At 68.1% G+C, this 25,067-nt stretch carries 19 protein-coding genes and 3 tRNA genes; 18 read left to right on the forward strand and 4 right to left on the reverse strand.

All coding sequences use genetic code 11. The features are described 5' to 3' along the window. Positions 1–10 precede the first annotated feature (10 nt). A complete protein-coding gene (locus BSZ40_RS03740; RefSeq protein ID WP_073823472.1) occupies positions 11–4,180 on the forward strand; it encodes a cell wall-binding repeat-containing protein in 4,170 nt (1,389 codons plus the stop codon). Positions 4,181–4,272: 92 nt separating this feature from the next. On the opposite strand, the gene BSZ40_RS03745 is transcribed toward BSZ40_RS03740, so the two are convergent. Further along, positions 4,273–4,349 (reverse strand) — tRNA-Ile (locus BSZ40_RS03745). Between the two features lie 57 nt (positions 4,350–4,406). Here BSZ40_RS03745 and BSZ40_RS03750 point away from each other — a divergent pair. From BSZ40_RS03750 to BSZ40_RS03805, 8 genes are all read left to right on the forward strand, one after another. Then, complete coding sequence (locus BSZ40_RS03750; RefSeq protein WP_143180871.1) at positions 4,407–4,901, forward strand: hypothetical protein; 495 nt, start codon at positions 4,407–4,409, stop codon at positions 4,899–4,901. A gap of 63 nt (positions 4,902–4,964) precedes the next feature. Continuing rightward, positions 4,965–5,036 (forward strand) — tRNA-Asn (locus BSZ40_RS03755). Between the two features lie 26 nt (positions 5,037–5,062). Then, a tRNA-Glu gene (locus BSZ40_RS03760) sits at positions 5,063–5,135 on the forward strand. A gap of 312 nt (positions 5,136–5,447) precedes the next feature. Further along, positions 5,448–9,461, forward strand: coding sequence for an HtaA domain-containing protein (locus BSZ40_RS11230; protein ID WP_084542603.1), 4,014 nt, complete (start codon positions 5,448–5,450; stop codon positions 9,459–9,461). Between the two features lie 128 nt (positions 9,462–9,589). Then, positions 9,590–10,717, forward strand: coding sequence for a heme/hemin ABC transporter substrate-binding protein (locus tag BSZ40_RS03790; RefSeq protein ID WP_187343206.1), 1,128 nt, complete (start codon positions 9,590–9,592; stop codon positions 10,715–10,717). Beyond that, entirely contained in the window at positions 10,714–11,769 is a 1,056-nt protein-coding gene (locus BSZ40_RS03795; RefSeq protein WP_073823476.1) for a FecCD family ABC transporter permease, read from the forward strand. The genes BSZ40_RS03790 and BSZ40_RS03795 overlap by 4 nt, the downstream gene beginning before the upstream one ends. Next, on the forward strand, positions 11,766–12,551 hold the full coding sequence (locus BSZ40_RS03800; protein WP_073823478.1) for a heme ABC transporter ATP-binding protein: 786 nt from the start codon (positions 11,766–11,768) through the stop codon (positions 12,549–12,551). The genes BSZ40_RS03795 and BSZ40_RS03800 overlap by 4 nt, the downstream gene beginning before the upstream one ends. Positions 12,552–12,622: 71 nt before the next feature. Next, complete coding sequence (locus tag BSZ40_RS03805) at positions 12,623–13,750, forward strand: glycosyltransferase family 4 protein (RefSeq protein WP_073823480.1); 1,128 nt, start codon at positions 12,623–12,625, stop codon at positions 13,748–13,750. Here BSZ40_RS03805 and BSZ40_RS03810 read toward each other — a convergent pair. Beyond that, positions 13,727–14,455: an IclR family transcriptional regulator gene (locus tag BSZ40_RS03810; RefSeq protein WP_281246632.1), complete on the reverse strand. Its 729-nt coding sequence runs from the start codon at positions 14,453–14,455 to the stop codon at positions 13,727–13,729. The genes BSZ40_RS03805 and BSZ40_RS03810 overlap by 24 nt on opposite strands. Before the next feature lie 76 nt (positions 14,456–14,531). On the opposite strand from BSZ40_RS03810, the gene leuC reads away from it, so the two are divergent. The 5 genes from leuC (at position 14,532) to BSZ40_RS03835 (ending at position 19,853) form a co-directional block, all read left to right on the forward strand. Next, entirely contained in the window at positions 14,532–15,944 is a 1,413-nt protein-coding gene (gene leuC / locus BSZ40_RS03815; RefSeq protein ID WP_084542604.1) for a 3-isopropylmalate dehydratase large subunit, read from the forward strand. 10 nt (positions 15,945–15,954) lie between these two features. Continuing rightward, positions 15,955–16,554, forward strand: coding sequence for a 3-isopropylmalate dehydratase small subunit (gene leuD / locus BSZ40_RS03820; RefSeq protein WP_073823484.1), 600 nt, complete (start codon positions 15,955–15,957; stop codon positions 16,552–16,554). Between the two features lie 153 nt (positions 16,555–16,707). Beyond that, positions 16,708–18,024, forward strand: coding sequence for a UDP-N-acetylglucosamine 1-carboxyvinyltransferase (gene murA, locus BSZ40_RS03825; protein ID WP_073823485.1), 1,317 nt, complete (start codon positions 16,708–16,710; stop codon positions 18,022–18,024). A 9-nt stretch (positions 18,025–18,033) separates the two neighbouring features. Beyond that, on the forward strand, positions 18,034–18,840 hold the full coding sequence (locus tag BSZ40_RS03830; RefSeq protein WP_073823487.1) for a lysophospholipid acyltransferase family protein: 807 nt from the start codon (positions 18,034–18,036) through the stop codon (positions 18,838–18,840). After that, a complete protein-coding gene (locus BSZ40_RS03835; protein WP_073823489.1) occupies positions 18,837–19,853 on the forward strand; it encodes an NAD(P)H-dependent glycerol-3-phosphate dehydrogenase in 1,017 nt (338 codons plus the stop codon). Before BSZ40_RS03830 ends, BSZ40_RS03835 begins: the two co-directional genes overlap by 4 nt. On the opposite strand, the gene BSZ40_RS03840 is transcribed toward BSZ40_RS03835, so the two are convergent. Then, the gene (locus tag BSZ40_RS03840) at positions 19,850–20,536 is read right to left on the reverse strand and encodes an AMIN-like domain-containing (lipo)protein (protein ID WP_073823491.1); all 687 of its coding nucleotides are present in this window, start codon (positions 20,534–20,536) and stop codon (positions 19,850–19,852) included. The two genes, BSZ40_RS03835 and BSZ40_RS03840, sit on opposite strands and share 4 nt — an antisense overlap. A 45-nt stretch (positions 20,537–20,581) precedes the next feature. Between BSZ40_RS03840 and BSZ40_RS03845 the strand changes: the two genes are divergently transcribed. From BSZ40_RS03845 to BSZ40_RS03860, 4 genes are all read left to right on the forward strand, one after another. Further along, complete coding sequence (locus tag BSZ40_RS03845; protein WP_073823493.1) at positions 20,582–21,712, forward strand: D-alanine--D-alanine ligase family protein; 1,131 nt, start codon at positions 20,582–20,584, stop codon at positions 21,710–21,712. Between the two features lie 118 nt (positions 21,713–21,830). Continuing rightward, positions 21,831–22,112, forward strand: coding sequence for a FeoA family protein (locus BSZ40_RS03850; protein WP_073823495.1), 282 nt, complete (start codon positions 21,831–21,833; stop codon positions 22,110–22,112). Further along, positions 22,109–24,061: a ferrous iron transporter B gene (gene feoB / locus BSZ40_RS03855; protein ID WP_073823497.1), complete on the forward strand. Its 1,953-nt coding sequence runs from the start codon at positions 22,109–22,111 to the stop codon at positions 24,059–24,061. The genes BSZ40_RS03850 and feoB overlap by 4 nt, the downstream gene beginning before the upstream one ends. Then, positions 24,058–24,594 (forward strand): NifU family protein, encoded by a 537-nt coding sequence (locus BSZ40_RS03860; protein WP_073823499.1) that lies wholly within the window; start codon positions 24,058–24,060, stop codon positions 24,592–24,594. The genes feoB and BSZ40_RS03860 overlap by 4 nt, the downstream gene beginning before the upstream one ends. On the opposite strand, the gene BSZ40_RS03865 is transcribed toward BSZ40_RS03860, so the two are convergent. Then, positions 24,591–24,959, reverse strand: coding sequence for a hypothetical protein (locus tag BSZ40_RS03865; protein ID WP_073823501.1), 369 nt, complete (start codon positions 24,957–24,959; stop codon positions 24,591–24,593). The two genes, BSZ40_RS03860 and BSZ40_RS03865, sit on opposite strands and share 4 nt — an antisense overlap. Between the last annotated feature and the right edge of the window lie 108 nt (positions 24,960–25,067).

A 25,067-nucleotide genomic window follows, 5' to 3' on the forward strand; every position in this document is an offset into this window, starting at 1 on the left:
GGACGTGAGGATGCGTCTGAGCACTTTCCGGCGGGTCAGTGGAGCTTCCGCGATAGCGGTGTTGTTGGCTCTCGGTCCCACCACCACCTACGCTGACGAACCGGCGGTGATCCACCTGGATGTGGGTTTCGCTGGCTCGATGGCCACGGACAACCAGTACACGACCCAGGGCGACGAGGTGATGCGCGGCGGGCTATCCGTGCACCACGGCGCCACCGTCGAGGAGGCAGCCGACGGGCTGGAGAAACACCTGAAGGTGGACGGCGGCAATCAGCGCCTCGAGTTCGCGGCCGCCAGCTTCGGGGCCGCGGAAGGGCAGGCCCGCACGGGCTTCAAAGCCGAGATGCGGTTCACCCCCAGGGATAACCAACAAGAATTGGGTACCGTCTTCTCCTACGGGGGCAACCTGTTCGTGCGCTATCAAGGCGGGCAGCTGAAGTACGGTTTCTCCTCCCACGCCAACGGGCAGTGGCAGGACCACGCACAAAGCGCGGCTCTGCCGCGGGCCGGACAGGAACACATCCTGCAGTTGGCGTACTTGCCGCAAGACAACGGTGCCACCTTGCAGGTGCGCCTGGACGGCCAGGAACTCCCGGCGGTCACGGCTAACGCCTGGGCCCACAACAGCCAGGGCAATGCCAACAAATTTGCCTTCGGGGGCGAAATTAATGCCGACGCCTCGAACCGGGGTTTACGGGGCGAATACGCGCGCATTCGGGTGACCGACCCGGGCGCAGATTTTGTGCTCACCCCCTCCACCCCGCCGGGGGAAAACCCGGGTAATCCGGACTGCGAGTTCGAGCCCTTCACGCCGGCAAACTTTGTCCCGGTAACGTCGGCCGACTGCCCGCAAAAGATTCTGGCGGCAGCCAGCGCAGCGCGCCCGAATGACAAGCAGGTGCGTTTCCACGAGGCCGGGCTTACCGCCTTCCTGCACTTCGGTATCAACACCTTCTACGGACAAGAGTGGGGGCACGGCACCGAGGATCCGGCTCGCTTTAACCCGAGCCAGCTCGACACCGACCAGTGGGCGCGCACGCTAGCCGCGCAAGGCTTCCGTTACGCGATCCTGACGGTGAAGCACCACGACGGCTTCATGCTCTACAACTCGCGCTACACCGACTTTGATGTCGCCAGCTCTCCCTGGCGAGACGGCCAGGGCGACGTCGTGCGTGACTTCGTCAACTCCGCCCACCGGTATGGATTGAAGGTCGGCATCTACCTGTCCCCGGCGGACTCCAGCATGGAACGCAAGGGCATCTTCGGTAACGGCTCGGAGCGCACCGCGCGGCAAATTCCGACCCTAGTAGAAAACGACGACCGCGCCGCCCGCGTCGCGAGCGGCGACTTGCCTAGCTTCACCTACCAGGCGACCGACTACGGCACCCTCTTCCTGAACACGCTGTACGAACTGCTCACCGAATACGGCCCCATCGATGAGGTGTGGTTCGACGGAGCGGCAGGCAACACGGCGGGCACCGAACGCTTCGACTACGACGCCTTCTACGACCTGATCGGTAAGCTGCAGCCCAATGCCGCGGTGGCAGTGGCAGGCCGCGACGTGCGTTGGGTCGGCAACGAAGGTGGCCTGGCACGCGAGGCGGAGTGGAACCCGCAGGCCGTCCACGAGGCAGTGCCCGGCGGGCGGATCTACCCCAAGCCGAGCGACACCGCCCGCGACCTAGGCAGCAGCCAGTCCATCATTGGCGCCGTGCAATCCGGGACCGCCAACTACCTGCACTGGTGGCCGGCTGAGGCAGACACGTCCATTCGCGGCGGTTGGTTCTGGCACGCCTCCCAGGGGCCCAAGTCTCTGGCTACCCTGCAAGGGGTCTACAACCGTTCAGTGGGACGCAACTCGATCCTGCTGCTAAACGTGCCGCCGGACCGCGCTGGACGCATCGATGGTCGCGATGTGGCGCGGCTCCTGCAGCTGCGGCGGTGGGTGCGCCAATCGATGCCTTACGACCTTGCGGTGGGACGACCGGGAGCCGTGGGAACCACGCAAGCCACGGTGGCGGCCCCAGAGCTGACCGACGGTAACCGCTACACCGCCCCCGCACCGGTACAACTGCCCGCCGTTTTTGAAGTCGACCTGGGTGAGACAACGGAAATCTCCCGGATCGGCCTCGGGGAGGAGATCAAGGGCGGCGGCCAGCAGGTGGAGGCCTACACCGTCGAGGCGCTGACCGAGTCCGGATGGGTCGAGGTCTCCACTGGTCCGACCATCGGCTACAAGCGCCTGGACGTGCTGACCGAGCCGGTGCAGGCCTCCAAGGTACGGTTGACGGTCACCGCCGCGCGCGGTCCGGTGCACATCTCGGCCCTGGAGGTCTTCCGCGCGGACGCCGAGTTCGAGGTTCCGACCGATTACTACCTGGACGTCACCGCCCCGCAGGCGGGCACCGGCCTGAGCGAGCAGTCGCCGTTCAACACCGTCGAGCAGCTCAAGGCGGTGACCTTCCTGCCCGGGACCACCCTGCACGTCAAGCGGGGCACCACCGTCGGCGGCGACCTCGTCTTGTGGGGCTACGGCTCGCAAAGCCGGCCAGCCAAGATCGCGTTCTATGGCACTGGCGCGGACCCCGTGGTGCAAACCGGGGCCGACACCACGGTGACCTGGGAACAGTATTTGGAGGCCAACGCCCTGCGCGCCCGCGGGTTCGTGGTAGGCAACCAGGCCCCCGCTGTTACCGACGGGGACGACCCCGCGCTGGAAGAGGTGGCGCCCCCGTCGTACCCCAACACGATTAATCCCCGCACGATCAGCGTCCAAGCCTCCAGCGAGGAGACCCAGCGGGAAGATGGGCGCGCCAGCAACGTGCTGGACGGTGACGGGGAAACCATTTGGCACTCCCGGTGGTCCGGGGCACCCATCGGCACCCCGCCCAACGAGCTGATATTCGATCTGGGGAAGGAATACGACCTCACCGCGCTGCGGTACACCGCGCGGTCGCAAAGCGACGCCCTGAACTCGAAGATCAAGGACTACGAGATCTACGTCTCGGCGGAGGCCGGGCAGCGGGGCAAACTCGTTGCCAGCGGCGAGTTTACGGAGAGCGCCGACGAACAGCGGGTCACTTTCGCGGCGGCGCGGGGACGGTACGTAACGTTGCGGGCGGTGAGCTCGCAGTCGACCCGGAACGGGTCCTTCTCCTCGGCCGCCGAGGTGCGGCTGGAAGGCACCGTGGGGGGTGGGCAGGCCACGCCGACCCCGACGCCGACGCCGACGGTCACACCGACGCCGACGCCGACGGTCACCCCGACCCCGACGCCGACGGCCGCGCCGCTCGCGACAGAACGTACGGCGGGGCGCAACCGGGTGGAGACGGCGCTCGCGGTAGCTTCCTCGCTGCCCGGCAACTGGCCGACGGTCGTGTTGGCATCGGGCACTAACCACGCCGACGCGCTGGCAGCCACTCCCTTGGCGGCCACGCTGGACGCCCCCATGCTGCTAACCACCGGGGAAAAGCTGGAACCCGCACTGCGGCAGGCGCTAATGGACAAGCAAGTGCAGCGGGTCTACCTGATCGGGGGGACCGGTTCCGTGCCCGAGGCGAAGGTGCAAGAACTCCGGCAGCTGGGGATGCAAGTAGAGCGGGTCGCGGGCCGGAACCGTTTCGCCACGGCCACGGCGGTGGCCGAGACGATGGTTGCCGCCGGGATGCCCATCGAACGGGTGCTGGTAGCCGACGGCCTGAACCACGCCGACGCGCTCGCGGCGGGGGCGGTCGCGGCCGCCGCAGATGCCGTGGTGGTGCTCACGGATGCCCGCGGCGTACCGGCCGAAACCAGGCAGTTCCTGGCCAAGCACCAGACCGACGTTGTCGCCGTCGGCGGGCACGCTGACCGGGCGTTGCGGCAGGCGGGGCTGTCGTCCACCAAGACCATTGTGGGGAGCAACCGCTACGAAACCGCTGCCAAGCTGGCCGACGAGTTCCTCCCGCGCACGGGGGTAGTGGTCTTGGCGTCGGGCGAAACCTATCCCGACGCGTTGGCCGGTGGGACTTTGGCAGCGCGGCTGCAGGCGCGGCTGCTGCTGACGGCGGGCAACCAGCTGTCGGCGCCCACTGCCGAGTTGCTGCGGCGCTCGCCGGAGGTAGGCAAGGTCATACTTGTGGGGGGCGAAGGCTCGCTCTCCGCGCAGGTGACGGAGGCGTTGCGCCAACTGCGTAACTGAGGCCAAACGGTGGGGGCGGTTCCGGCAGGCGCCGGGGCCGCCCCCACTCGTTTTTGTGACGGTGGGCGACGGGCGCACTGCCCTGCGTGCGTTGGTCCCCCGACTGGGACTTGAACCCAGGACCGACGGATTATGAGTCCGCTGCTCTGACCGACTGAGCTATCGGGGGTGGGAGCCGCGAGGCGTTCCGGGCAGAAGCCTACACGGCCTGGGATACGGTGGTGACATGTTCTTTCGACGCCGTCAACGTCCCCCGGCTGCCGTGGCCGCTCACCTGGGAACCGATAGGCGGGCACCGGCCGTGGCGTTAGTGGGGGAGCGGTGGGCAGCCGTGGGGCGCGCCGCCTTAGTGGTTGTTGGGCAAGACGGAGTGGAGCTCTCGCTGCCTTTCCACGCCATCCAGCACGTGTCCTGGCAGGAGGAGAAGGGACGATGGCAGGTGCGGCTGGTCGATCCGCAGCTGGTGCCGCTGGATTTGGTGCCCGCCACTAGCGAGATTGACGACTTTGCCCGGGCGCTGGTCGATGCGGTGGAGCATGCCACGGTCTACTCGCTCACGCGCCAGTTGGGGCAGGGACGCTGGGTGCGGGTGACGGTGCGGCAAGACGAGGCGGGACGTTTGGCGGTCGATGCCGTGGGCACGGCCCAGCCCGGGGTGGACGACGCCGCCGTCGCGGCCGTGGTCAGGCAGGCGCGCGGCCATGTGGGGATGGACACATGAGGTCGTTTTTTGGCAAAAGTGGTGCGTGAGCTGCTGCGGGCCTGGTAGAGTCTTGCCTCGCGATCCTGCGTAGCTCAATGGCAGAGCATCCGACTGTTAATCGGACGGTTGTTGGTTCGAGTCCAACCGCAGGAGCTGGTTCCCCCTCGGGGAGCCCCTAGGGCCCCGTCGTCTAGCGGCCTAGGACACCGCCCTCTCACGGCGGCGGCGCCGGTTCGAATCCGGTCGGGGCTGCTAAAGCGGCTCGGAGTTATCCTCCGGGCCGCTTTGTTGTCTCCAGGCACCGGGTGTGGATTCCTTTCGGGTCCGGCTGCTGCGCGGCCTGCGCCGACAAGTGTGAGGAGAAGCACGCCCGAAAAACGGGGTGGTGGTTCGGCGGTTGTTTGTGGCGGACTTGCAGGCAATGGTGCTGCAACGGTGTAGCGGGCCGGGGTGGTGAGCGGCGGGCCGCTGCTTGCGCGATATTGCAGAGGTAAGGCTGGCCTTACTAGGATCCAGGACGCATCGTTAAGAAGGCAACTATGGCCTAACCTGAGGAGAGCCTGTATGAAGCCCAGTGCTCGACGCACGATTCTTGCGTCGACTCTGTCGGTGCTGCTAGTTGCTGGTGGACTAACCACTGGCACCGCAGCATTGGCAGTGGAGAACCCGGATGCGCCGCCGACAGTGAGCAGCGAAGCCTCCGAAAGTGAGACTGCCCAGCCCGGCAGCGGTGACGAGTCCGAGACGGCGCCGTCGCCCGCTGAGTCGGCTCCGGCAGAGCCGCCGACGAGCCCGGCGGCAGACAGCGAGGAGCCGAGCCAGCCGACGCCAGGTGAGACTGCCCCGGCGGCTCCGGAGGCGTCGGCTGCGCCGGAGGCTCCGAGCGCGCCAAGCGATGGCGGCAACGGCGCGCCGGAGGATGCCAGCTCCACGCCCCCGGCCCCCGCGCCGCGCGTCGTGGAGCTGGCCAAGGGTGTTGCTAACTGGGACTACGTGACCTCGTTCCGCCAGTATGTGGGCATTGAAAACGAAGAACGCTGGGGGATGGGCCTGGTTAAGGAATCGGGCAACCTCGGTTGGTACTTGAAGTCTGGGCAGAAGGTTGACCTAGATAACCTCACCACCGTGCGGTTCGGGGGAGAGGTCGAGTGGAAGAAGTATGAAGGCATCCTTGATGTCAGCATCTCTAACCCGACCGTTGACCTGGCTAACAAGAAGCTCCTCGTGGATGCCAGAACCAAAGGCACGATGGCTGGCGGCGGGGAAGCCGAATTCAAACAGCAGGCAATTCTGGAAATGCCCGACCTGGAATGGGAGGTGCGGCAGGGCTACCTGGTCATCTTCTCCCACAAGCCGCGGTTGACCGACTTGTCGGGCAAGCTGGTGGGATTCTATGCGGGTACGGTGCAGGCCCCCTTCCTGGCGACCGTGAAGATTTACGGGCAGGACGGCGAAGCCCCGGAACCAAACTTGTGGGAGGTTTTCCCGGACCGCTTTCCGCGGCAGGATAATGGCCCCAAGACGGACCCGTCGGTGCCGATCCAGGATGTCACTATCCCAGACAAGACCTTGGAAGCCTGCATTCGCAACGAACTCGACCTGGACGCGAAGGTGCCGATGACCAACAAGGTCATCGAGAAGCTGCAGTCCCTGCAGTGCATCGGGGTGCGCCTGCAGCCTGGGGAAAAGATCAAGGATCTGTCGGGGCTGGAGCACGCCACCAACTTGGGGCGGGTGCGATTGAGCTACCAGGCGATCACTGATCTGCGACCGCTACGTAACTCGGTGCTGTTGAAGGAAATTGACGTCGACCACAACCAGCTGCGGAGCCTGGCGGGGTTGGAGAAGCTGACCAAGCTGCAGAACATCAGCGCGGTGAACAACCAGCTGACTAATGTCAACGAGTTGGCCGGGTTGAGCGAGTTGTCGCTGATCGACGTGGAGAACAACCGGTTGACCGATCTGAGCGGCCTGCCGCAGCCAGGCGAGTCCTTCTACACGTTGCGGGCGGCGAACAACCAACTGCGCGACATCACCCCGCTGGCCAAGCAGCTCTACCTGCGGGAAGTTGACTTGACCCGCAACCACTTGGTCGATCCGTCCCCGTTGGCCAAGCTGCGGGGGCTGGAGAAGGTCAAGCTGGCCCACAACTTCATCACCGACCCCTCCTCCTTGAACCAGTGGGCGAAGACCGCGTTCCGCCTCAATGGCGTGTGGTTGACCAAGAACAAGTTCCGTGACTGGAGCGTAATTACGGAGATCAAGGACAAGGTTCGGGACTGGCCGGAGCCTGGGCAAGAGGATGAGGCGGTGAACGAGTCTGACTTGCCCACCCCGCCCGCGGAGCCGACGGCTGCCCCGACGGCCACGCCGACCACTGCCCCTACCCAGCAGCCGACTACTAACCCCCGCGATCCGCACGCCCGCTTTACGGCCGAGCTGCGGTGGGGAGTGAAGGAATCTTTCCGGAACTACATCAAGAACGGTGCCGCCCGCGGCAAGTGGGAACTGAGCGATGGAGCCACCGGTGAGTTTGTCTTCCCGCTCGCTGAGGGACAGAGTCTGACGCAGGGCCGGTTTGACGGCGCAGCGTTCCGAGGCCAGGTCCGTTTCACCGGACACCATGGGCTGCTCGACCTGCGGGTGGGCGCCCCCACTGTGGAAAAGCGGGCAGATGGCTGGTATCTGACAGCACTGGTGGCCTCCAAGCCGCTGGGCGGCGCGCCGAAGCCGGGATCGGTGCAGGCTGCGGCCGATCTGACTCCGCAGCGGGTGACGGTGGCCAAGCTTTCCGACCCGGTCTACTCCCGCACGCCGGAGATCTCGCTGCACTTCGCCGAGGTGTTGTTGCACGCCGACGCGGTGGCTGCCTTCAGCAGCTTCTACCAGGCGGGGGAGAAGCTCGACCCGATCACGGTCGTCGTGCGACAGGTCGCGCCTGATGGCGAGCCCACCCCCGCGCCGACGACGGAGCCGACGGCCCAGCCAACGACGGAGCCGACCACAGCACCGACGGCCCAGCCGACGGCCGCGCCGACGACGGAGCCCACCCCCGCGCCGACGACGGAGCCTACGGCCCAGCCGACCGCCACGCCCACGGCCCAGCCTGCGCCGCAGCCCACCACCAAGCCAACCAGCCAGCCGACGCCGCCCCCGACGGCCCAGCCGACCGCCACGCCCACGGCCCAGCCGACGCCGCAGCCCACCACCAAGCCAACCAGCCAGCCCACGCCGCCCCCGACGGTGCAGCCTCCGGTTGCCCCGCCAGTGGCCCCGGGAGAGCCGGGCTACCTGAGTTGGGGGCTGAAGGACACGTTCCGCAACTACATCAAGAACGGTCCCGCCCGCGGCAAGTGGGAACTGAGTGACGGAGTCACCGGCGAGTTCAACTTCCCGCTGGTTACCGGGCAGCAGCTGGACGGGGCCAACTTCGCAGGCGCCAAGGCCCGGGGGCGGGTGCGCTTCACCGGGCACGGCGGCAAGCTAGAGATGGTTCTGGCCAACCCGGAGGTCGTCAAGCAGGCAGGCTCCTGGTACCTGGTGGCAGACCTGGCCTCTAAGTCGCTCGAACCGGGGGCCCAGTTGCCGGGCATCCAGCGGGTGCGGCTAGCCCAGCTGTCGGAGCCCGAGCGCACCACCGCCGGGGAGACGACGCTGCGTTTCGCGGAGGCCAAGCTCACCGCGGAAGGAGCCCAGGCATTCGCGGGCTTCTACCAGGCGGGGCAGGCACTGGATCCAGTGGTGGTCAAGCTGGGGGCCAAGTTGCCCGCCGACCCCGCTCCGGGCACACCGGGCACGCCGGGCCAGCCAGATCCCTCGACGCCGGGTGGCTCTACCCCCGGGGGCGCAACGCCGGGGGGTACGAACCCGGGCAAGCCTGGCGGGGGCGGTAGCAAGGCTCAGCAGTGCTCGGCCGACCCGAACCAGAAGGTCATTACTGCCGGCACCCTCAAGTGGGCGCTGCGGGAGTCCTTCACCACCTACATTCGCGGGTCGATCGCCAAGGGCAGCTGGGAACTAAACGGCGCCCAGTGGGACGGCACCCAGTTTGCCTTCCCGGCCGCGGACGGGAACTTCGACGTGGCGAAGAAGTCGGGACGGATCAACTACTCCGGCTCGGTGCACTTCACCGGCCACAACGGCATCTTGGATCTGAAGATCTCCAACCCGTCGCTGGTGGTGAACGGAAACAGCGGGGAGTTGTATCTGACGGTCTCCGGCTCCGACATGAGCGGCAAGAAGTTTGACCTCGGTAACGTGCGGTTTGCGAACGTGAGCTTCTCGGAGGTCAAGACAGAGGGCGAGACCCTGAAACTGGCGGGGGCAGAAGTGACCCTGACCGATGAGGGGGCCAAGGCCTTTGCCGGCTTCTACAAGGCGGGGGAGAAGCTCGCGGGCCTGACTTCCGAGCTGAAGACCGCCCCGGCCTCCTCGTGCGACCCGGCCACCGGCAAGTTGACGCGGCACCCGCTGGCGAAGACCGGAGCCGACGCGCAAGGCCTGGCCCTGGTTGCTTCCTTCCTGCTGGCATGCGGCGCGGCCCTGGTCGTGGCGCAACGGAAGGCTAAGCGTTCCTAGTGCGCTAGGGCGCGTAAGCGGTGCGGGACAAAGCGAACTTTGTCCCGCACCGCCCCGCCGTTGGCGGGAACTATTCCACCAACGGAACCGTGGTTCCGTCCCATCTCACCTAAGCACTCGTGATAATCATGCGACTAAAGAAACTGTTGATTCCTGCCTTTGCCCTGTTGGTGGCGGCGTGCGCGAGTGGCGAGCCTGCGGCCGCCCCGTCGGCCGCCCCGTCGGCGGTGGCCAGCACCCCGGCCGCCAGCCAGGCGCCTGCCACCGACTCCGCCGCCCCCACGCAGGCGGACACTCCCGCCCCGGTGGCCCTGCCAGACCCACGCACGCTGACCGGGCTCAGCGAGGTACCGGAGCTGGCTGACCCCCTGCCGATCGCGGGGACCTTCGCCCAGCAGCTCCCGGTGACGCTTACCGACTTCGAGGGAAACCAGGTGACCGTGGCGGACACGTCCCGCGTGCTGGCGTTGGACCTGTCAGGCACGTTGTCCCGCACGGTCATCGCCCTGGGCTATGGCGACAAGCTAGTGGGGCGGACGGTGTCGTCGACGGAGACCCAGCTGGCTGAGCTGCCGGTGGTCACGAAGGACGGCCACTCGCTCAACGCGGAAGCGATCTTGTCGCTGCAACCCACGCTGATCCTGGCCGACCGCTCGGTGGGGCCGCCGGAGGTTATCGATCAACTGCGAGCAGCTGGCGTGCCGGTGGTGCTGCTGGATCCGGAGCGAAATTTGGAGGCCACGGGCCCGCTGATCACCTCGGTGGCCAACGCGCTGGGGGTCCCGGACGCAGGCAAGGCGCTGGCTGACCGCACGCAGGGGGAGATCGACGCGGCCCTGGCCCAGATCAAGCAGTGGCAGCCAGCCACGCCGCTGGAGGCGTCGTTCCTGTACGTGCGGGGCACGGCAGGCGTGTTCTTCATTCTGGGGCAGGACGAGGGTGCAACGGCCCTCATCACGGCCTTGGGGGCGCAGGACGCGGCCGCCCGCAACGGCATCACGTCCACCACCCCGGCGAATGCGGAGGCGCTAGTGGCCTTGAACCCGGAAGTCATCCTGGTGATGAAGTCGGGCTTGGAGTCGACGAACGGGTTGCCGGGCTTGCTGGAGCGGCCGGGGGTTGCCCAGACGCGGGCGGGGGCCACACAGCGAGTTGTCGCCATTCCGGACGGGGTGGCGCTGTCCTTCGGGCCGCAGGCTGGCGAGGTGCTGCTGGCGGTGGCGCGGGCCCTGTACGGGGTGCCTGCCGGTTCATGAGCCGGGCAGTGCGCACCGGGTTTGCGCACCGTCAGGTGCGCATAACCGTGACCTTTTCCCTGCTGGTGCTGTTGTTGGGGGCAGCGGTGCTCGCCTCCGCCATGCTGGGGCAGTACCAGGTGGCCGTAGCTGACATCGGGCGGGCATTGGGATCCCAATTGCAGTTGGCCGACCCACCGCAAGACCCGTTGGCCTTCTCCACGCTGTGGAACATTCGCTTCCCGCGCATCGCCCTCGGTCTGCTGGTGGGCGGGGCCCTGGCAGTGGCAGGCGCCGTGATGCAGGCCCTGTTTTCCAACCCGCTGGCGGAGCCGGGCATCATTGGGGTGTCATCGGGAGCGTCGGTAGGCGCCTCGCTGACTCTCGTGTTCGCCCCGCACGCCCTGGGTGGACTGAGCGTGCCCTTGGCGGCGTTTGTCTCGGGCCTGGCGGCGGCTACCACCGTCTATCTGCTCTCCCGCTCCCGCGGGCGAGCCGAGGCCATCACGCTGGTGCTCACCGGCATTGCGGTCACCGCGGTGTGCGGGGCGCTAGCGTCCATCGCCACCTATCTGGCGCCCACCACGGCCCGCGACCACATCGTGTTCTGGCAGATGGGTTCGCTCAATGGTGCCTCCTGGCAGCAAGTGGGATTGGTGGGGGTAGTGACGCTGGTGGGCTTAGTGGCCGCCTGGTTCTTGGCCCGGCCTCTGGACACCCTGTCCCTCGGAGAGCGGGCGGCCGGACACATCGGCGTTAACGTGCAGCGGCTGCGGCTAGCGGCCATCACGGTCTCGACGTTGTTGACGGCGGCCGCGGTGTCTTACGCCGGGGTCATCGCGTTCGTCGGGCTGATCGTGCCGCACGTGGTGCGCTTGGCGATGGGCCCCACCAACACGGTGCTGCTGCCCGCGGCGTTGCTGGGCGGGGCACTCTTGGTGACGGTCTCCGATTTGGCGGCTCGCACGCTCGTGCCCTTCGCGGACCTGCCGATCGGCATCTTCACGGCGCTGGCGGGCGGTCCCACCTTCTTCTTCCTGCTGCGAGCCCGGCTGCGAAGGGGGATCGCATGAGTGAGCAATCTCCGTGGGCCGTGCAGGCCCGCGACGTGTCCTTCGCCTACGGCAAGCGGCAGATCTTGGCCGGCGCGAATCTGGCGGTGGAGTTCGGCGAAGTCGTCGGCCTGCTCGGCCCCAATGGGGCAGGTAAGTCGACGTTGGTCGGGGTCTTGTCGGGAGACCTGGAGGCCGCTGGCGGACAGGTGGAGTTCTCGGGGCGCCCCTTGTCCGCCTATGGCCGCCAGGAGCTGGCCCGGATTCGTTCGGTGATGCCGCAGCAATCGACCTTCCCCTTCGCCTATTTTGTGCGCGACATCGTGGCCATGGGCCGACGCTGCTGGCCTGCAGATGCCGCCCGCGATGAGGAGATCGTCGGCGAGGCGATGGAACGCACTGATGTGGCCCACCTGGCCGACCGGGAAGTGACGCGCCTGTCGGGCGGGGAGAAGGCACGGGTGACGTTCGCCCGGGTGTTGACCCAGCAGGCGGGCGTGGTCTTCTTGGATGAGCCCACCGCCGCGCTGGATATCTCCCACCAGGAACGCATCATGGAGATCTGCCGGTCGCTGGCCGCCCAGGGGCACGCTGTTGTCGCTGTCATGCACGAACTGCAGCTGGCGGCCGCCTACTGCGATCGGGTGGCCCTCTTGGAACAAGGAGTGGTGGCAGCCTGCGGGGCGCCGCGGGAGGTGCTGACCGGACCGACATTGTCGCGAATCTACGATTGGCCGATCGAGGTGATGCACTTGGCCGACGACCGGCTCGTGGTGCTACCCGAGAGGAAGCAGGCGCGCTGAGCGCCAGGGAAGGGGGCAGGCGGTGGGCCTGCCTTCTTTCTTTTGCCCGCCGCAGGGGCAACACTGGGCCCATGCGCATCGCCATGATCTCGGACTGCTACCTGCCGCGCCTCGGCGGCATTGAAACCCTGGTGCGGGACTTGTCCCACCAGTTGCAGGCGGCGGGACACCAGGTGCTGGTGTTTACCGCCACCCCCGATCGGGACGCCGTCAGCCCCGCCGAGCCGTTCGTGGTGCGGCGCCTGACCGCCCGCCTGCCCGGCGAGCTGCCGGTGGTGCCGCGGGCGCGGGCACGACTGCGGCGGGAGTTGGCGGCCGCGCGGCCGGATGTGGTCCATGTGCACGCGGGCGTCGTCTCGCCGTTTGCATGGTCCGGTATCGCCGCCGCGCAGGAGCTGGGTCTGCCCGTGGTGATCACTTGGCATTGCACGTTGGGGCCGGTGGGAGCCTGGGTGGGGGCGCGGTGGGGGGCGCCCCGGCGGTGGCAGGAGCGCGGCGCGGTGCTGTCGGCGGTCTCGCGTTACGCGGCCGGGTGGGTGGAACGGGCCGGGGGGCATCAGGTGCGGGTGGTGCCCAACGGGATTACGGTGGCGCACTGGCAGCCCGCGGCGCGTGCGCCACGACAGGGGCGGCCGGTGCGGTGTGTGGCCGCGATTCGGTTGGTGCGCGCGAAACGGCCGCAGGTGTTGGTGGCGCAGTTTGCCCGCGCGGTGGCCGCCGTGCCGCAGGTGGAGGCCGAGTTGGTGCTGTGCGGGAGCGGGCCGCGGCGTCGGGCGCTGCAGCAGCAGATCGCGCGGGCGGGCATAGCGCACCGGGTGCGGTTGGCGGGCCGGGTGACGCGCGAGGAGTTGGCCGCACTGTATCGGCAGTCCGACGTTTACCTCTCGGCGCGCCTAGACGAGGCGTTCGGGATTGCCCCGTTGGAGGCGCGCACGGCGGGGCTGGCCGTGGTGGGGCGGGCGGGCACCGGCATGGACGACTTCATCACGCCCGGCCGCAACGGACTGCTGGCAAACAGTGACGACGAACTGGGGGAGCACCTGGCTTGGCTGCTGGCCAACCCGGGGGAGCTGGCGGCGATTACCGCGCACAACGCCACGACCCCACCGACCGAGGACTGGCCGACGGTGGTCGAGACGGTGGTGGCGGCCTACGCCGCGGCGCAGGGGGCGGCCTCAGGCGGAGGTTTGCTGCAGTAGCTCAGACAGCCGGTTGGCGGCCGCGGCCACCATTTCTCCGTAGATGCGGCCGGGTTGGCGCCCCATGCGCTCGATGGGTCCGGATATGGAGGCGGCCGCGATGACGCGGCCGCCCTTGCCGCGCACTGGGGCCGAGACGGAGCACACGCCGATCTCGCGCTCGGAGACCGATTGCGCCCAGCCGCGGCGGCGCACGCCAGACAAGGTGGTGGCAGTGAAGCTGGCGCCCTTCAGGCCAGCGTGGAGGCGCTCGGGATCCTCCCACGCCAGCAGCACCTGGGCGCCGGAGCCAGCCAACATCGACAGGGTGGCGCCCACCGGCACGGAGTCGCGCAGCCCGGCGGGTCGTTCGGCGGTGGCCACGCAGATGCGGTGGTCCCCTTGGCGGCGGTAGAGCTGGGCGGATTCGTCGGTGTGATCGCGCAGCATGGCCAGCACGGGCCCGGCGCAGGCCAGCAGGCGGTCTTCCCCGGCGGCGGCGGCCAGTTCGGTGATGCGCGGGCCGAGCACGAAACGGCCTCGGGTATCGCGGGTAACTAGCCGGTGGTGTTCTAGTCCGACGGCAAGGCGGTGGGCGGTGGGGCGGGTTAGGTGGGTCGCGGCCACGAGTTGCGCTAGGGTCGCCGGGCCTGCCTCGAGGGCATCGAGGAGGGCGGCGGCCTTGTCCAGCACGCCGATGCCGCTTGAAGTCTGCATCTCGTCCATGCGATGATATTGCCATCCTACAATGTGAGATGCAAGTGGCGGGGCGGAGAGCCCCCCATGGAAAGGACGGCTGACGGTGGGCAAGACGCTGGCCGAAAAGGTCTGGGAGCAGCATGTGGTGTGCAAGGGCCGCGATGGCCAGCCGGACCTGCTCTACATTGACCTGCACCTCGTCCACGAGGTCACCAGTCCGCAAGCCTTCGACGGCCTGCGACTGGCGGGGCGGCCGGTGCGGCGGCCGGACCTGACGATCGCCACGGAGGACCACAACACCCCCACCCGGGACATCGACCAGCCGATCGCCGACCCGATCTCGCGCACCCAGATCGAGACGCTGCGCAAAAATTGTGCCGAGTTCGGGGTGCGCCTGCACTCGCTGGGGGACAAGGAGCAGGGCATCGTCCACGTCGTCGGCCCCCAGCTGGGCCTGACCCAACCCGGGCTGACCATCGTGTGCGGCGACTCCCACACCTCGACCCACGGGGCCTTTGGGGCCCTGGCCTTCGGGATCGGCACGTCCGAGGTGGAACACGTGCTTGCCACCCAGACCCTGCCCCTGAAGCCGTTTAAGACCATGGCCATTAACGTCGACGGCCCCCTGCACCCGGGCACGAGCGCCAAAGATGTCATCTTGGCGGTCATCGCCAAGATCGGGACCGGGGGCGGGGCCGGGCACGTTATCGAGTACCGGGGGCAGGCCTTCGCCGAAATGTCGATGGAGGAGCGCATGACCGTGTGCAACATGTCCATCGAGGCCGGGGCCCGGGCCGGCATGATCGCCCCGGACGCAACCACGTTTGCCTACCTGCAAGGGCGGCCGCACGCCCCGCAGGGGGAAGACTGGCAGGCGGCGGTGGCGGCGTGGTCGCAGTTGCATACTGACGACGACGCCCACTTCGACACCGAGGTCCACCTAGCGGCCAGTGACATCCGCCCCTTCGCCACCTGGGGGACCAACCCCGGGCAGGGCGTGCCGCTGGACGCGGTCGTACCCGACCCCGCCAGTTTCACCGACGAGACCGAGCGGGCCGCCGCCCGCCGGGCGCTGGAATACATGGACCTCCAACCGGGCACCCGCATGAAGGACATCGAGGTGGACACTGTCTTCCTCGGTTCGTGCACCAACGGACGTTTGGAGGATCTGCGCGCCGCCGCCGCCGTGCTGCGCGGCCGCCGCATCAAGGAGGGCCTGCGCATGCTGGTGGTGCCGGGCTCGGCCCGCGTGCGCCTGGCCGCCGAGGCCGAGGGCCTGGACCAGGTGTTCACCGCGGCCGGCGCGGAGTGGCGCAACGCTGGCTGTTCCATGTGTCTGGGGATGAACCCCGATCAACTGGTCGCGGGCCAGCGCTGCGCCTCCACCTCCAATCGCAACTTCGAGGGGCGCCAAGGCCCAGGCGGGCGCACGCACCTGGTCTCCCCGTCGGTGGCCGCCGCCACCGCCCTCACCGGGCGGCTGACCGCCCCCGCCGACCTCGAACCTGCGCGCTGAAAGGCTTCCGATGGACAAGTTCACCACCCACACCGGCATCGGCGTGCCGCTGCGCCGCTCCAACGTAGACACCGACCAGATCATCCCGGCCGTCTACCTCAAGCGCATCACCCGCACCGGTTTCGAAGATGCGCTCTTCGCCGCCTGGCGGCAGGATCCCGCCTTCGTGCTCAACCAGGACGCTTACGCGGCTGGCTCCGTGCTCGTGGCCGACACGGACTTCGGCACCGGTTCCTCCCGGGAACACGCGGTGTGGGCGTTGCGCGACTACGGTTTTCGGGCCGTGCTCGCGCCGCGGTTTGCCGACATTTTTCGTTCTAATGCCGGCAAACAGGGGCTGCTGGTTGGCATCATCGACGAAGCCACCCGTGATGCGCTGTGGCAGCACCTGGAAGCCACGCCCGGCGCCGAGGTGACCGTCGACCTGCTCGAGCGAGAAGTGATATTCGGCCCGCACCGGGCCGCCTTCCAGATTGACGAGCACACGCGTGAGCGGTTGCTGGCAGGGGCCGATGACATCGCCATCACCCTGCAAAACGCTGCCGCCATCGCCCAATATGAGGCCGAGCGGCCCGCCTTTAAGCCGCGGACGCTGCCGGCCCGCACGTGAGTAGCTGGCGGTAGCTGCCCCGGCGGCGGCAACGCTGGGGCCGGGGGCCGCCGCCGACTCCACCCGTACGGCGGGCAGCTGCGGGGTGCGCGCTGGCCGCAGAGGGCGGTCGGTCCACGTATCCTTGGGCGAGCGAACCGGTGAAGGAGAAACATGAGCGTCATGCGAGTGGAAGGTGGGGTCCCCCTCCAGGGGGAGATTTTTGTGCGCGGAGCCAAAAATTTGGTCTCCAAAGCCATGGTGGCGGCACTACTAGCCGACACCCCCTCTCAGCTCTCCAATGTCCCGCTTATCCGCGATGTCGACGTGGTTACCGACCTGCTGCGGTTGCACGGCGTCGAGGTGGACTTCGACCAGGACTCCGGACAGCTCTACATGAACCCGGCGGTAGTCAGCCGCCCCGATGTGGCCGACATGGGGGCCATCGTCGGGGCCTCCCGCATCCCAATCCTCTTTTGTGGTCCGCTGCTGCACCGGCTGGGCAAAGCCTTCATTCCCGACCTGGGCGGCTGCCGCATCGGCGACCGGCCCATCGACTTCCACCTGGCGATCCTGCGACGCTTCGGGGCGGTAGTAGATAAGGTGCCGGACGGCATCGAAATCTCCGCCCCGCGGCGGCTGGAGGGCGCCATCATCGAGCTGGAGTATCCCTCGGTGGGGGCCACTGAGCAGACCCTGCTGACCGCCGTGCGGGCCAAGGGCCGCACCGTGCTGCGCAACGCGGCGGTGGAACCGGAGATCATGGACCTGTGTGCCATCTTGCAAAAGATGGGGGCCCGCATCTCGGTGGCCACCGACCGGCAGATCACCATCGACGGGGTCGAGTCGCTGCAAGGCTACCGACACACCGCCCTGGCCGACCGCATCGAGGCGGCCTCCTGGGGGGCGGCGGCCCTGGCCACCGGCGGTGATGTTTTCGTGCGGGGGGCCACGCAGCCCGAGATGATGACATTCCTCAATGTCTTCCGCAATGTCGGCGGCGCGTTCGATGTGCGCGATGACGGCATTCGCTTCTACCACCCGGGTGACGACCTGCAGGCCATCGCCCTGGAAACCGATGTCCACCCCGGGTTCATGACCGACTGGCAGCAGCCCCTCGTCGTCGCCCTCACCCAGGCCAACGGACTGTCGATCATCCACGAGACCGTCTACGAAAACCGCTTCGGCTTCACCAAGGCACTGCGGGGCATGGGGGCCCACATTCAGGTCTACCCCGAGTGCCTCGGGCCGTTGCGGTGCCGGTTCGGCGCCCGCAACTTCCTCCACTCGGCGGTCGTCTCCGGCCCCACCCCGCTGACGGGGGCCGACATCACCGTGCCCGACCTGCGCGGTGGCTTTTCCCACCTCATCGCCGCCCTGACGGCCACCGGCACCTCCCGGGTGCGGGGCATTGAGCTCATCAACCGGGGCTACGAACACTTCAACGCCAAACTTCGGGCCCTGTCGGCCCGCTGCACAATGGAGAACTAGGGACAATCCGTGAGCCGTTCCTTCACCCCCACCTACCGCGTCGCCGCCGCCATTGGCCGAGGCGTGATGCGCCTAGTGACCCGTCCCACCTGGCTGGGACTAGCAAAGCTCCCGCCGAGCGGCGGCTACCTGGTAGTAGGTAACCACGTATCCAATGCTGACGGGCTCACCCTCATGCACATGCTGTTGGCGCAGCAGATACCCGTCAAGATCCTGGCCAAGCACGAACTGTTCAAAGTGCCGGTGCTCGGTTGGCTGCTCAAACGCACGGGACAGGTGCCCGTCTACCGCGGCTCGGCGCGCGCCACCGAGGCCCTGACCTCCGCCCGGGCCGCCCTGGAAGGAGGCGAGGTCGTCGCCCTCTTCCCCGAAGGCACCCTCACCCGGTCACCACGCATGTGGCCGATGACGGCCAAGACCGGGGCGGCGCGGCTCGCGCTGGCCACCAACGTGCCCGTCATCCCGGTCGGACAGTGGGGCGCTCACGCGCTGCACCGCCGTGCCGGGGGGATGGTGCGTTTCTGGCGCCGTCCGCGGGTGGCCGCGCTCGTGGGGGAGCCGGTAGACCTCAGTGCCTGGCACGGCCGCACCGATAAGGAGGCCTACCAGGAGGCCTCGGTGGCAATCATGGCGGCCATCACCAAGCTGGTGGAGGAGCTGCGCGGTCAACCGGCGCCGGAGCAGGTGTGGGACATGCGCACCGACGGTGATCACCTGGACACGCCGCCGGACCTCGACCGCGGCTGGCAGCCGCGCCCCATCGTCGTCGCTCCCCGCCCGCTGGGAGACAACCCGCCGTCGGAGCTGTCGGCATGAGCGGGCACGTCGCCGTCATCGGCACCGGGTCGTGGGGGACAACCTTCGCTCAGGTCTGTGCGCACGCCGGCCAGGACGTGGTGCTGTGGGGGCGCGACGCCCAAACCGTGGCAGGTATCAACTCCCACCGCAACGACCGCTACCTGCCGGGTATCGAGTTGGACAGCCGCATTCGGGCCACCGGTGACATGGCCGCGGCGGTTGCCGGGGCCGACTTGGTCGTGGTGGCCATTCCCTCCCAGATCGCCCGCGCCGCGCTGGCACCCATTCGCGGCACCCTCGGGCCGGACACGGTGGTGTTGTCCCTCATGAAGGGCATCGAGCTGGAGACGAATCTGCGCATGAGCCAGGTGCTAGCCGCTGCCCTTGCCGTGCCACCGCCCCAGGTCGCGGTGCTCTCCGGCCCGAACCTGGCTAAGGAGATCGCGGCCCAGCAACCCACCGCCACCGTGGTGGCCGCCCCCGAGTTGGAGGTGGCCGCCGCCGTCGCCCACCGGTGCGCCGCCCCCTACTTTCGCCCCTACACCAACACCGACATGATCGGGGTCGAGCTCGGCGGCGCCGTCAAGAACGTCATTGCCCTGGCCGCCGGCATTGCGCGCGGGCTCGGCTTCGGACAGAACACGGCGGCCACCATCATGACGCGGGGGCTGGTGGAAACCAGCCGCCTGGGCCTCGCCCTGGGGGCCAATCCGGAGACCTTCGCGGGCCTGGCCGGGATGGGGGACCTAGTGGCCACCTGTGGTTCGCCGCTCTCGCGCAACCAGTCCTTCGGACAGGCCATCGGGGAGGGGCTGGACCTTGCGGCCGCCCAGGCGCGCACTGGCGGTACCGCCGAGGGAGTCAAGTCGTGCCTGTCTATCAAGGCCTTGGCCGAGAGCGCCGGGGTGGAGATGCCGATAGTCAACGGCATCGTGGCGGTGCTCCACGGTGGGCGCGACCCGCGGGAGGTCACCCAAGCGTTGCTGGCCCGCCCCCGAAAAACCGAGGGCGTGGCGGGCGAACAGCACTAGTCGAACACGTCAACGACGATCCGCAGCGGGTCTTGCAGCAGGAAAGTCCGGAACTTGCGCTGCCCGTCGACGCCCAGGTACAGGTGGCGTTCGGTGCCCGCACCGGTATCGACGTAATAGCCCAAAACCGGCCCGCCGATGGGCGCGCCGCTGCCAGTAAGCCGAGCGGAGCGCTCCAGTTGGGTGGAGGACTGTGCGACTTGGAGCCGCGTCAAGTGGAGGTGCAGCACCGCACTGCCTGGTAGCTCCAGCTCCGCCCCCGCGGCCGTGTTGCTTATGGGGGCCGCGACGTACTCGGCAGTGACTGCCGGCAAGCCCCCGGCAAACTCCAGCACCAGGCGGTCATAGCCCCGGTGGCGCCCGACCCGCACGTGGGTCAGCCACGCCCCGCCTGTGCCCTCCACCACGCGTCGCTCCACCGCCGGTGGCGGCAGGTGCCCTTCGACGATGTCGTCGTCCTGGGTCGAGGAGTCCGCCCGCAGCGGAAGGGTCGTGACCGTAACGGTGGGCTGCGGGGTGGGCGCGGGGGCCTCCTCAGGGATGTGCAACGGGGCGTGCCGCGGATCGGGGCTGTGCCCCGCGGTTGGGGGCGCGGTCGACGTCTCGGCGCACCCCACGGCGAGAAACGCGCTCACACCGCAGGCGAGGGTCAGCCAGAGGTGGCAGGATGGGGCACGCGTCATGGGCCAACAGCCTAGCCCGTGGCAGAGCAATCGAGGAGGATTTTCGTGGGCGAACAGCACAATGTCCAGGCCGAGCGTAAGCCGCGCGTGGCAGTTATTTTCGGAGGCCGCAGCGGGGAACACGGTATCTCCTGCGCGACCGCGGCCAATGTGCTGGCGGCTGTCGACCGGGACCGCTTCGAGGTGGTGCCGATCGGTATCACCCGAGACGGGCAATGGGTGGTGGCCCACGACGATCCTCAGCTGTACGAGCTCCGGGCGGGCCAGGTGGCGGAGATCCTGCCCGCCGAGCACCAGGTGGTTGCCACCCTGGGGCAGGGACCGGCCTCGCTCCTGCAACTGGACCGCGCCGGGCAGCGGCTGGCGCAGCTCGGTGAGGTAGACGTCGTCCTGCCCTTGCTGCACGGCCCATTCGGTGAGGACGGCACGCTCCAAGGCCTGTGCGAAATGGCGGGCGTGCGCTACGTCGGCTGCGGGGTGCTCTCTTCCGCGGTGGCGATGGACAAGCACATCGCCAAGCTGGTGTTGGCAGGACACGGCCTGCCCGTGGGGCGTTCGGTAGGCATCACCGACGCACAGTGGCGCCGAGACCCAGCCGTCTGCCTGGACGCCGTGGCGGCCCTCGGGCTGCCAGTTTTCGTCAAGCCTGCCCGCGCTGGCTCCTCCTTGGGCATCAGCAAGGTGACGCACGCCGGGGCGCTGCGCGACGCGATCGAGGCCGCCCGCGAGCACGACCCGAAGGTGATCGTGGAGGCCGCGGTCGACGGACGCGAGATCGAAGTAGGGGTGCTGCAGGGGCGGGACGGCCAGCGGCCGCGCGTGTCCGTGCCCGGCGAGATCGTGCTGCACTCCGATGGGTTTTACGACTTTTCCACCAAGTACGTAGACGGCACCGCCCAGATGCAGGTGCCTGCCCAGCTGTCCGAGGAGCTAGTTGAGCGGTTGCAAGAGTTGGCGGCGCGGGCGTTCGAGGCGCTGCAGTGCGAGGGCCTGGCGCGGGTCGACTTCTTCGTGCGTGACAACGGAGACGTGGTCATCAACGAGGTCAACACGCTGCCCGGTTTCACGCAGTTCTCCATGTACCCGGTCATGTGGCAGCACAGCGGAGTGGAGTATCGCGAACTAGTCACCGAGCTGCTTGAGCTGGCGCTATCTCGCCCCGTCGGGCTGCGGTAGGCGACGCTGTCGTTTGGGCCAGCTCGCCCAGAATGGGTGAGTTTTGAAACAGTTTGGGGCAGTTGCTGCGGTAGCCTGACGAGTGTTAAGGGTCACTAATCCTCAGGAAGGTATCGACATGGTGCCTAGTTCTCGTCGAGCGCATTCGGCTGAGCCTGCCGGAGTGGAAGTGTCGTTAGCATCCCTCCGGCCTGGCCAGGTAGCCCGGGTGGAAGGACTCGCCCCCTCCGTGCCCCTGCGCCTAGCCCAACGGTTGAAAGACCTCGGTTTTGCCTCCGGCAACATGGTGGAAGTCGTGCGGCGGGCACCCTTTTGGGGACCCACGGTGTTTCGTATCTTGGACTACGAGATCTGTCTGCGGCGGCACGACGCCAAAGCTATACGGGTGGTGGCCCGGTGAGCGGGCAGTCCGGGGCCTGCCACGCCCAGCCGACCGCCGTCGCCGCCCCGGGAGCCAAACGCATCGCGCTGTTGGGCGCTCCCAACTCGGGAAAAACCACGCTGTTTAACGCCCTGACCGGTTTGAAAGCGCGCGTGGGCAACTATCCGGGGGTGACCGTGGCCCGCATCAGCGGCAAGGCCTGGACACCGACGGGCTACGTCACCATCGACGACCTGCCGGGCACCTACTCGCTGTACCCGATCAGCCCCGACGAAGAAGTGGTTATCGACCATCTGGCAGGCACCCTCGATCCCGAGTCCAAGCCCGACGCCCTCGTGCTGGTCGTGGATGTCACGACCCTGCGGCGGTCGTTTGCCGTCATTGTGCGGGCGTTGTCCTACCAGTTGCCCACCTTGCTGGTGCTGACCATGACCGACGAATTTGCGGTCCGCGGCGGGCAGATCGATGTCCCGGCCCTCGCCCGCGCGCTCGGCCTGCCGGTGGTGCCGGTTGTCGGCCACCGGGCACACGGCATTCCGGCGCTCCAAGAACTCCTTGGTGAACCTGAGACGTGGCGTCGTCCGCCCCTGCCGCCGCCCACCGACGAGCGGGAGCAGGAAATTTGGGTCGACTCCATCCTCACCGCGGCCCGCTACGAACCTGCCCAACCCGACCGGCGCACCTCCCGCATCGACTCGGTCCTGCTGCACCCAGTGTTCGGGGTCGTGGTTTTTGCCCTGGTCATGTTCGCTTTCTTCCAGACCATCTTCCGCCTGGCTGCGCCACTCCAGGACAAAGTGGAACAGCTCTTCGGCTGGCTTGGGGAAATGGCGGGAGCGCACATCAGCCACGAGCTGACTTCGCGCTTCGTCAGCGAGGCCCTGATCGGCGGCGTGGGGGCCGTACTCGTCTTTGTGCCCCAAATCTTCCTGCTATTCCTGCTCATCTCCATCCTGGAAGGCGTGGGCTACCTGGCGCGCGCGGCGTTCATCATGGACCGCGCAATGTCGGTGGTGGGGCTAGAAGGGCGGGCGTTCGTGGCCATGCTCTCCTCCCTGGCGTGTGCCATTCCCGGCATCATGGCCACCCGTACCCTGCCGCGGGCCGCCGACCGGGTGGCCACCATGTTGTCCGCCCCGCTCATGACCTGCTCGGCCCGCCTGCCCGTGTACGTGCTGCTGGTATCAATGTTGGTGCCTGCCGACGCCCGGGTGGGGTTCTTCGATGCCCGCGGGGTGGTCATGTTTGGGCTGTATGTGCTGGGGGCAGTGGCCGCCATGTACGCTGCGTGGGCGGTCAAGCGAGGTCTGGCCCACCGGCAGGCGGCGGCCCCGTTCTACATGGAGTTGCCGCCCTACCGGATGCCCACTTTTAAGTCGTTGCTGCTCTCAGTGTGGCGCCCCTGTTCGGGTTTCGTGCGGCGGGCTGGCACCGTGATCCTCCTGGCCACCGTCGTGGTGTGGGCGTTGGTGACGTTGCCGTTGCGGGGCGATGAAGAATTGCTCGAAGCGGGCGTTAATCCGGCCGATCCCACCGCGGTGGCCGCCTACACCACCGACCACTCCTACGCCGCCAGCGTCGGCCGGTTCGTTGAACCAGTTTTCTCCCCGCTAGGTTTCGAATGGCGCACCAACGTCGGGTTGCTGGCTTCCTTGACGGCCCGCGAGGTGTTCGTCTCGACCCTGGGCACCATCGTTAAGGCCTCCGACCCAGAAGACCCGCAGGCGGAACTGGCCAACTTGAAGTACACCGACGGGCCGGACGCTGGCAAGCCGATCTTCACCGTGCCGACCACGGGGGCCCTGATCGTGTTCTTCGCGTTCGCCATGCAGTGCATGGCCACGTTGGCGACGATGCGAAGAGAAGCGGGCAGCTGGCAGATGCCCATCTTCGCTTTCCTGGCCTACTTTGCGTTGGCGTGGACGGCGGCGTGGGCCACCCGCATGGTGCTGGGATTGTTCTGGTGACGGTTGCCTTTCATCCCGAGAGCGGCCGGCGCGCCGCGGAGATCGTGTGGGTGGTGACCGCCGGGCCCCTGCCGCTGGCGGCGGACCTGGCGGACGATCCCGCCCTGGCGGCCCTGCGGACGGGCGGGCAGCTCACGGCGGTGCAGGTGGAGGCCAGCCGGGTCACGACCGTGGCCGCGCCCGCACACAGTTGGGCCACCCTGGCGCCGCTAGTCCGCGCCGCCCTCACCGAGGCCCTGACGCGGGCGGGCCAAGGCCCGGAACTCGCCGCCGCCCGCCGCCGGGCCTTGCTGCGAGAGACGGAGGCCCTGCTGGCGGGGGAGCTGGGAGACTATCTGCGCTCGCACGGCGGACAAGCCACCCTGCGGCAGGCCGGGGAAGACTGGATAGAAGTCGAACTGACGGGCACCTGCCGCAATTGTCCCGCGTCGGCGTTTACTTTGCGGGGGCGGCTGGAACGCCAGTTGCAGGCCCGCTGCCCGTGGCTGAAGAACGTGCGGCAGGCCACCAGCCGCAGTCGGCTCCGCCGCTAGCCCTTGGGGCGTCGGGCCCGCTCGACACTGGCCTTCTGGCGGCGGGCCTTCTTCGACAATTGCGCAGTGGCAGGGGTGGGCGCCGTGGTGGTTGCTTGTTGCTGGCGCGGCGGCCGGGGCTGCGCGGCCTCCTTGGCCTGCGGGGCCGCCGCCCAAATGCGGGGCCGCTGCCCGCGGTGGACGGCCCGCATGCGGGTGAATACCTCGTAGGTGAACAATGTGATGACCGCCATCACCGAGGCGCCCAGGAAGCTACTGCGGTGCGCCAACACACCACCCAGGACCACGGCGGTTACGAACGAGCCGACAAAGAGACCAGTGACGGCCAGCCGGTAGGAACGTCGGGAACGCAGATCGATACTCATCAACTTTGCCTCGTCGCTAAGGGATTGCCTTCCATGGTACCCGCCCGCCCCCAGAGAGCCGAAAGCAGACCGCAGGCCCCGCGCCTCGCCCGGATACCGAGGCAGGGC

Origin of the sequence: Buchananella hordeovulneris (genome assembly GCF_001907235.1) — a bacterium.
Lineage (GTDB): Bacteria > Actinomycetota > Actinomycetes > Actinomycetales > Actinomycetaceae > Buchananella > Buchananella hordeovulneris.

What these genes read in the sequence shown, in the direction of transcription:
- BSZ40_RS03850 (WP_073823495.1), top strand. Translation starts at nt 21,831, where the DNA reads ATGGTGCCTAGTTCTCGTCGAGCGCATTCGGCTGAGCCTGCCGGAGTG.
- BSZ40_RS03795 (WP_073823476.1), top strand. Translation starts at nt 10,714, where the DNA reads ATGAGCCGGGCAGTGCGCACCGGGTTTGCGCACCGTCAGGTGCGCATA.
- BSZ40_RS03740 (WP_073823472.1), top strand. Translation starts at nt 11, where the DNA reads ATGCGTCTGAGCACTTTCCGGCGGGTCAGTGGAGCTTCCGCGATAGCG.
- BSZ40_RS03750 (WP_143180871.1), top strand. Translation starts at nt 4,407, where the DNA reads ATGTTCTTTCGACGCCGTCAACGTCCCCCGGCTGCCGTGGCCGCTCAC.
- BSZ40_RS03835 (WP_073823489.1), top strand. Translation starts at nt 18,837, where the DNA reads ATGAGCGGGCACGTCGCCGTCATCGGCACCGGGTCGTGGGGGACAACC.
- BSZ40_RS03805 (WP_073823480.1), top strand. Translation starts at nt 12,623, where the DNA reads ATGCGCATCGCCATGATCTCGGACTGCTACCTGCCGCGCCTCGGCGGC.
- BSZ40_RS11230 (WP_084542603.1), top strand. Translation starts at nt 5,448, where the DNA reads ATGAAGCCCAGTGCTCGACGCACGATTCTTGCGTCGACTCTGTCGGTG.
- murA (WP_073823485.1), top strand. Translation starts at nt 16,708, where the DNA reads ATGAGCGTCATGCGAGTGGAAGGTGGGGTCCCCCTCCAGGGGGAGATT.
- BSZ40_RS03865 (WP_073823501.1), bottom strand. Translation starts at nt 24,959, where the DNA reads ATGAGTATCGATCTGCGTTCCCGACGTTCCTACCGGCTGGCCGTCACT.
- leuD (WP_073823484.1), top strand. Translation starts at nt 15,955, where the DNA reads ATGGACAAGTTCACCACCCACACCGGCATCGGCGTGCCGCTGCGCCGC.
- BSZ40_RS03840 (WP_073823491.1), bottom strand. Translation starts at nt 20,536, where the DNA reads ATGACGCGTGCCCCATCCTGCCACCTCTGGCTGACCCTCGCCTGCGGT.
- BSZ40_RS03790 (WP_187343206.1), top strand. Translation starts at nt 9,590, where the DNA reads ATGCGACTAAAGAAACTGTTGATTCCTGCCTTTGCCCTGTTGGTGGCG.
- BSZ40_RS03800 (WP_073823478.1), top strand. Translation starts at nt 11,766, where the DNA reads ATGAGTGAGCAATCTCCGTGGGCCGTGCAGGCCCGCGACGTGTCCTTC.
- BSZ40_RS03810 (WP_281246632.1), bottom strand. Translation starts at nt 14,455, where the DNA reads ATGGACGAGATGCAGACTTCAAGCGGCATCGGCGTGCTGGACAAGGCC.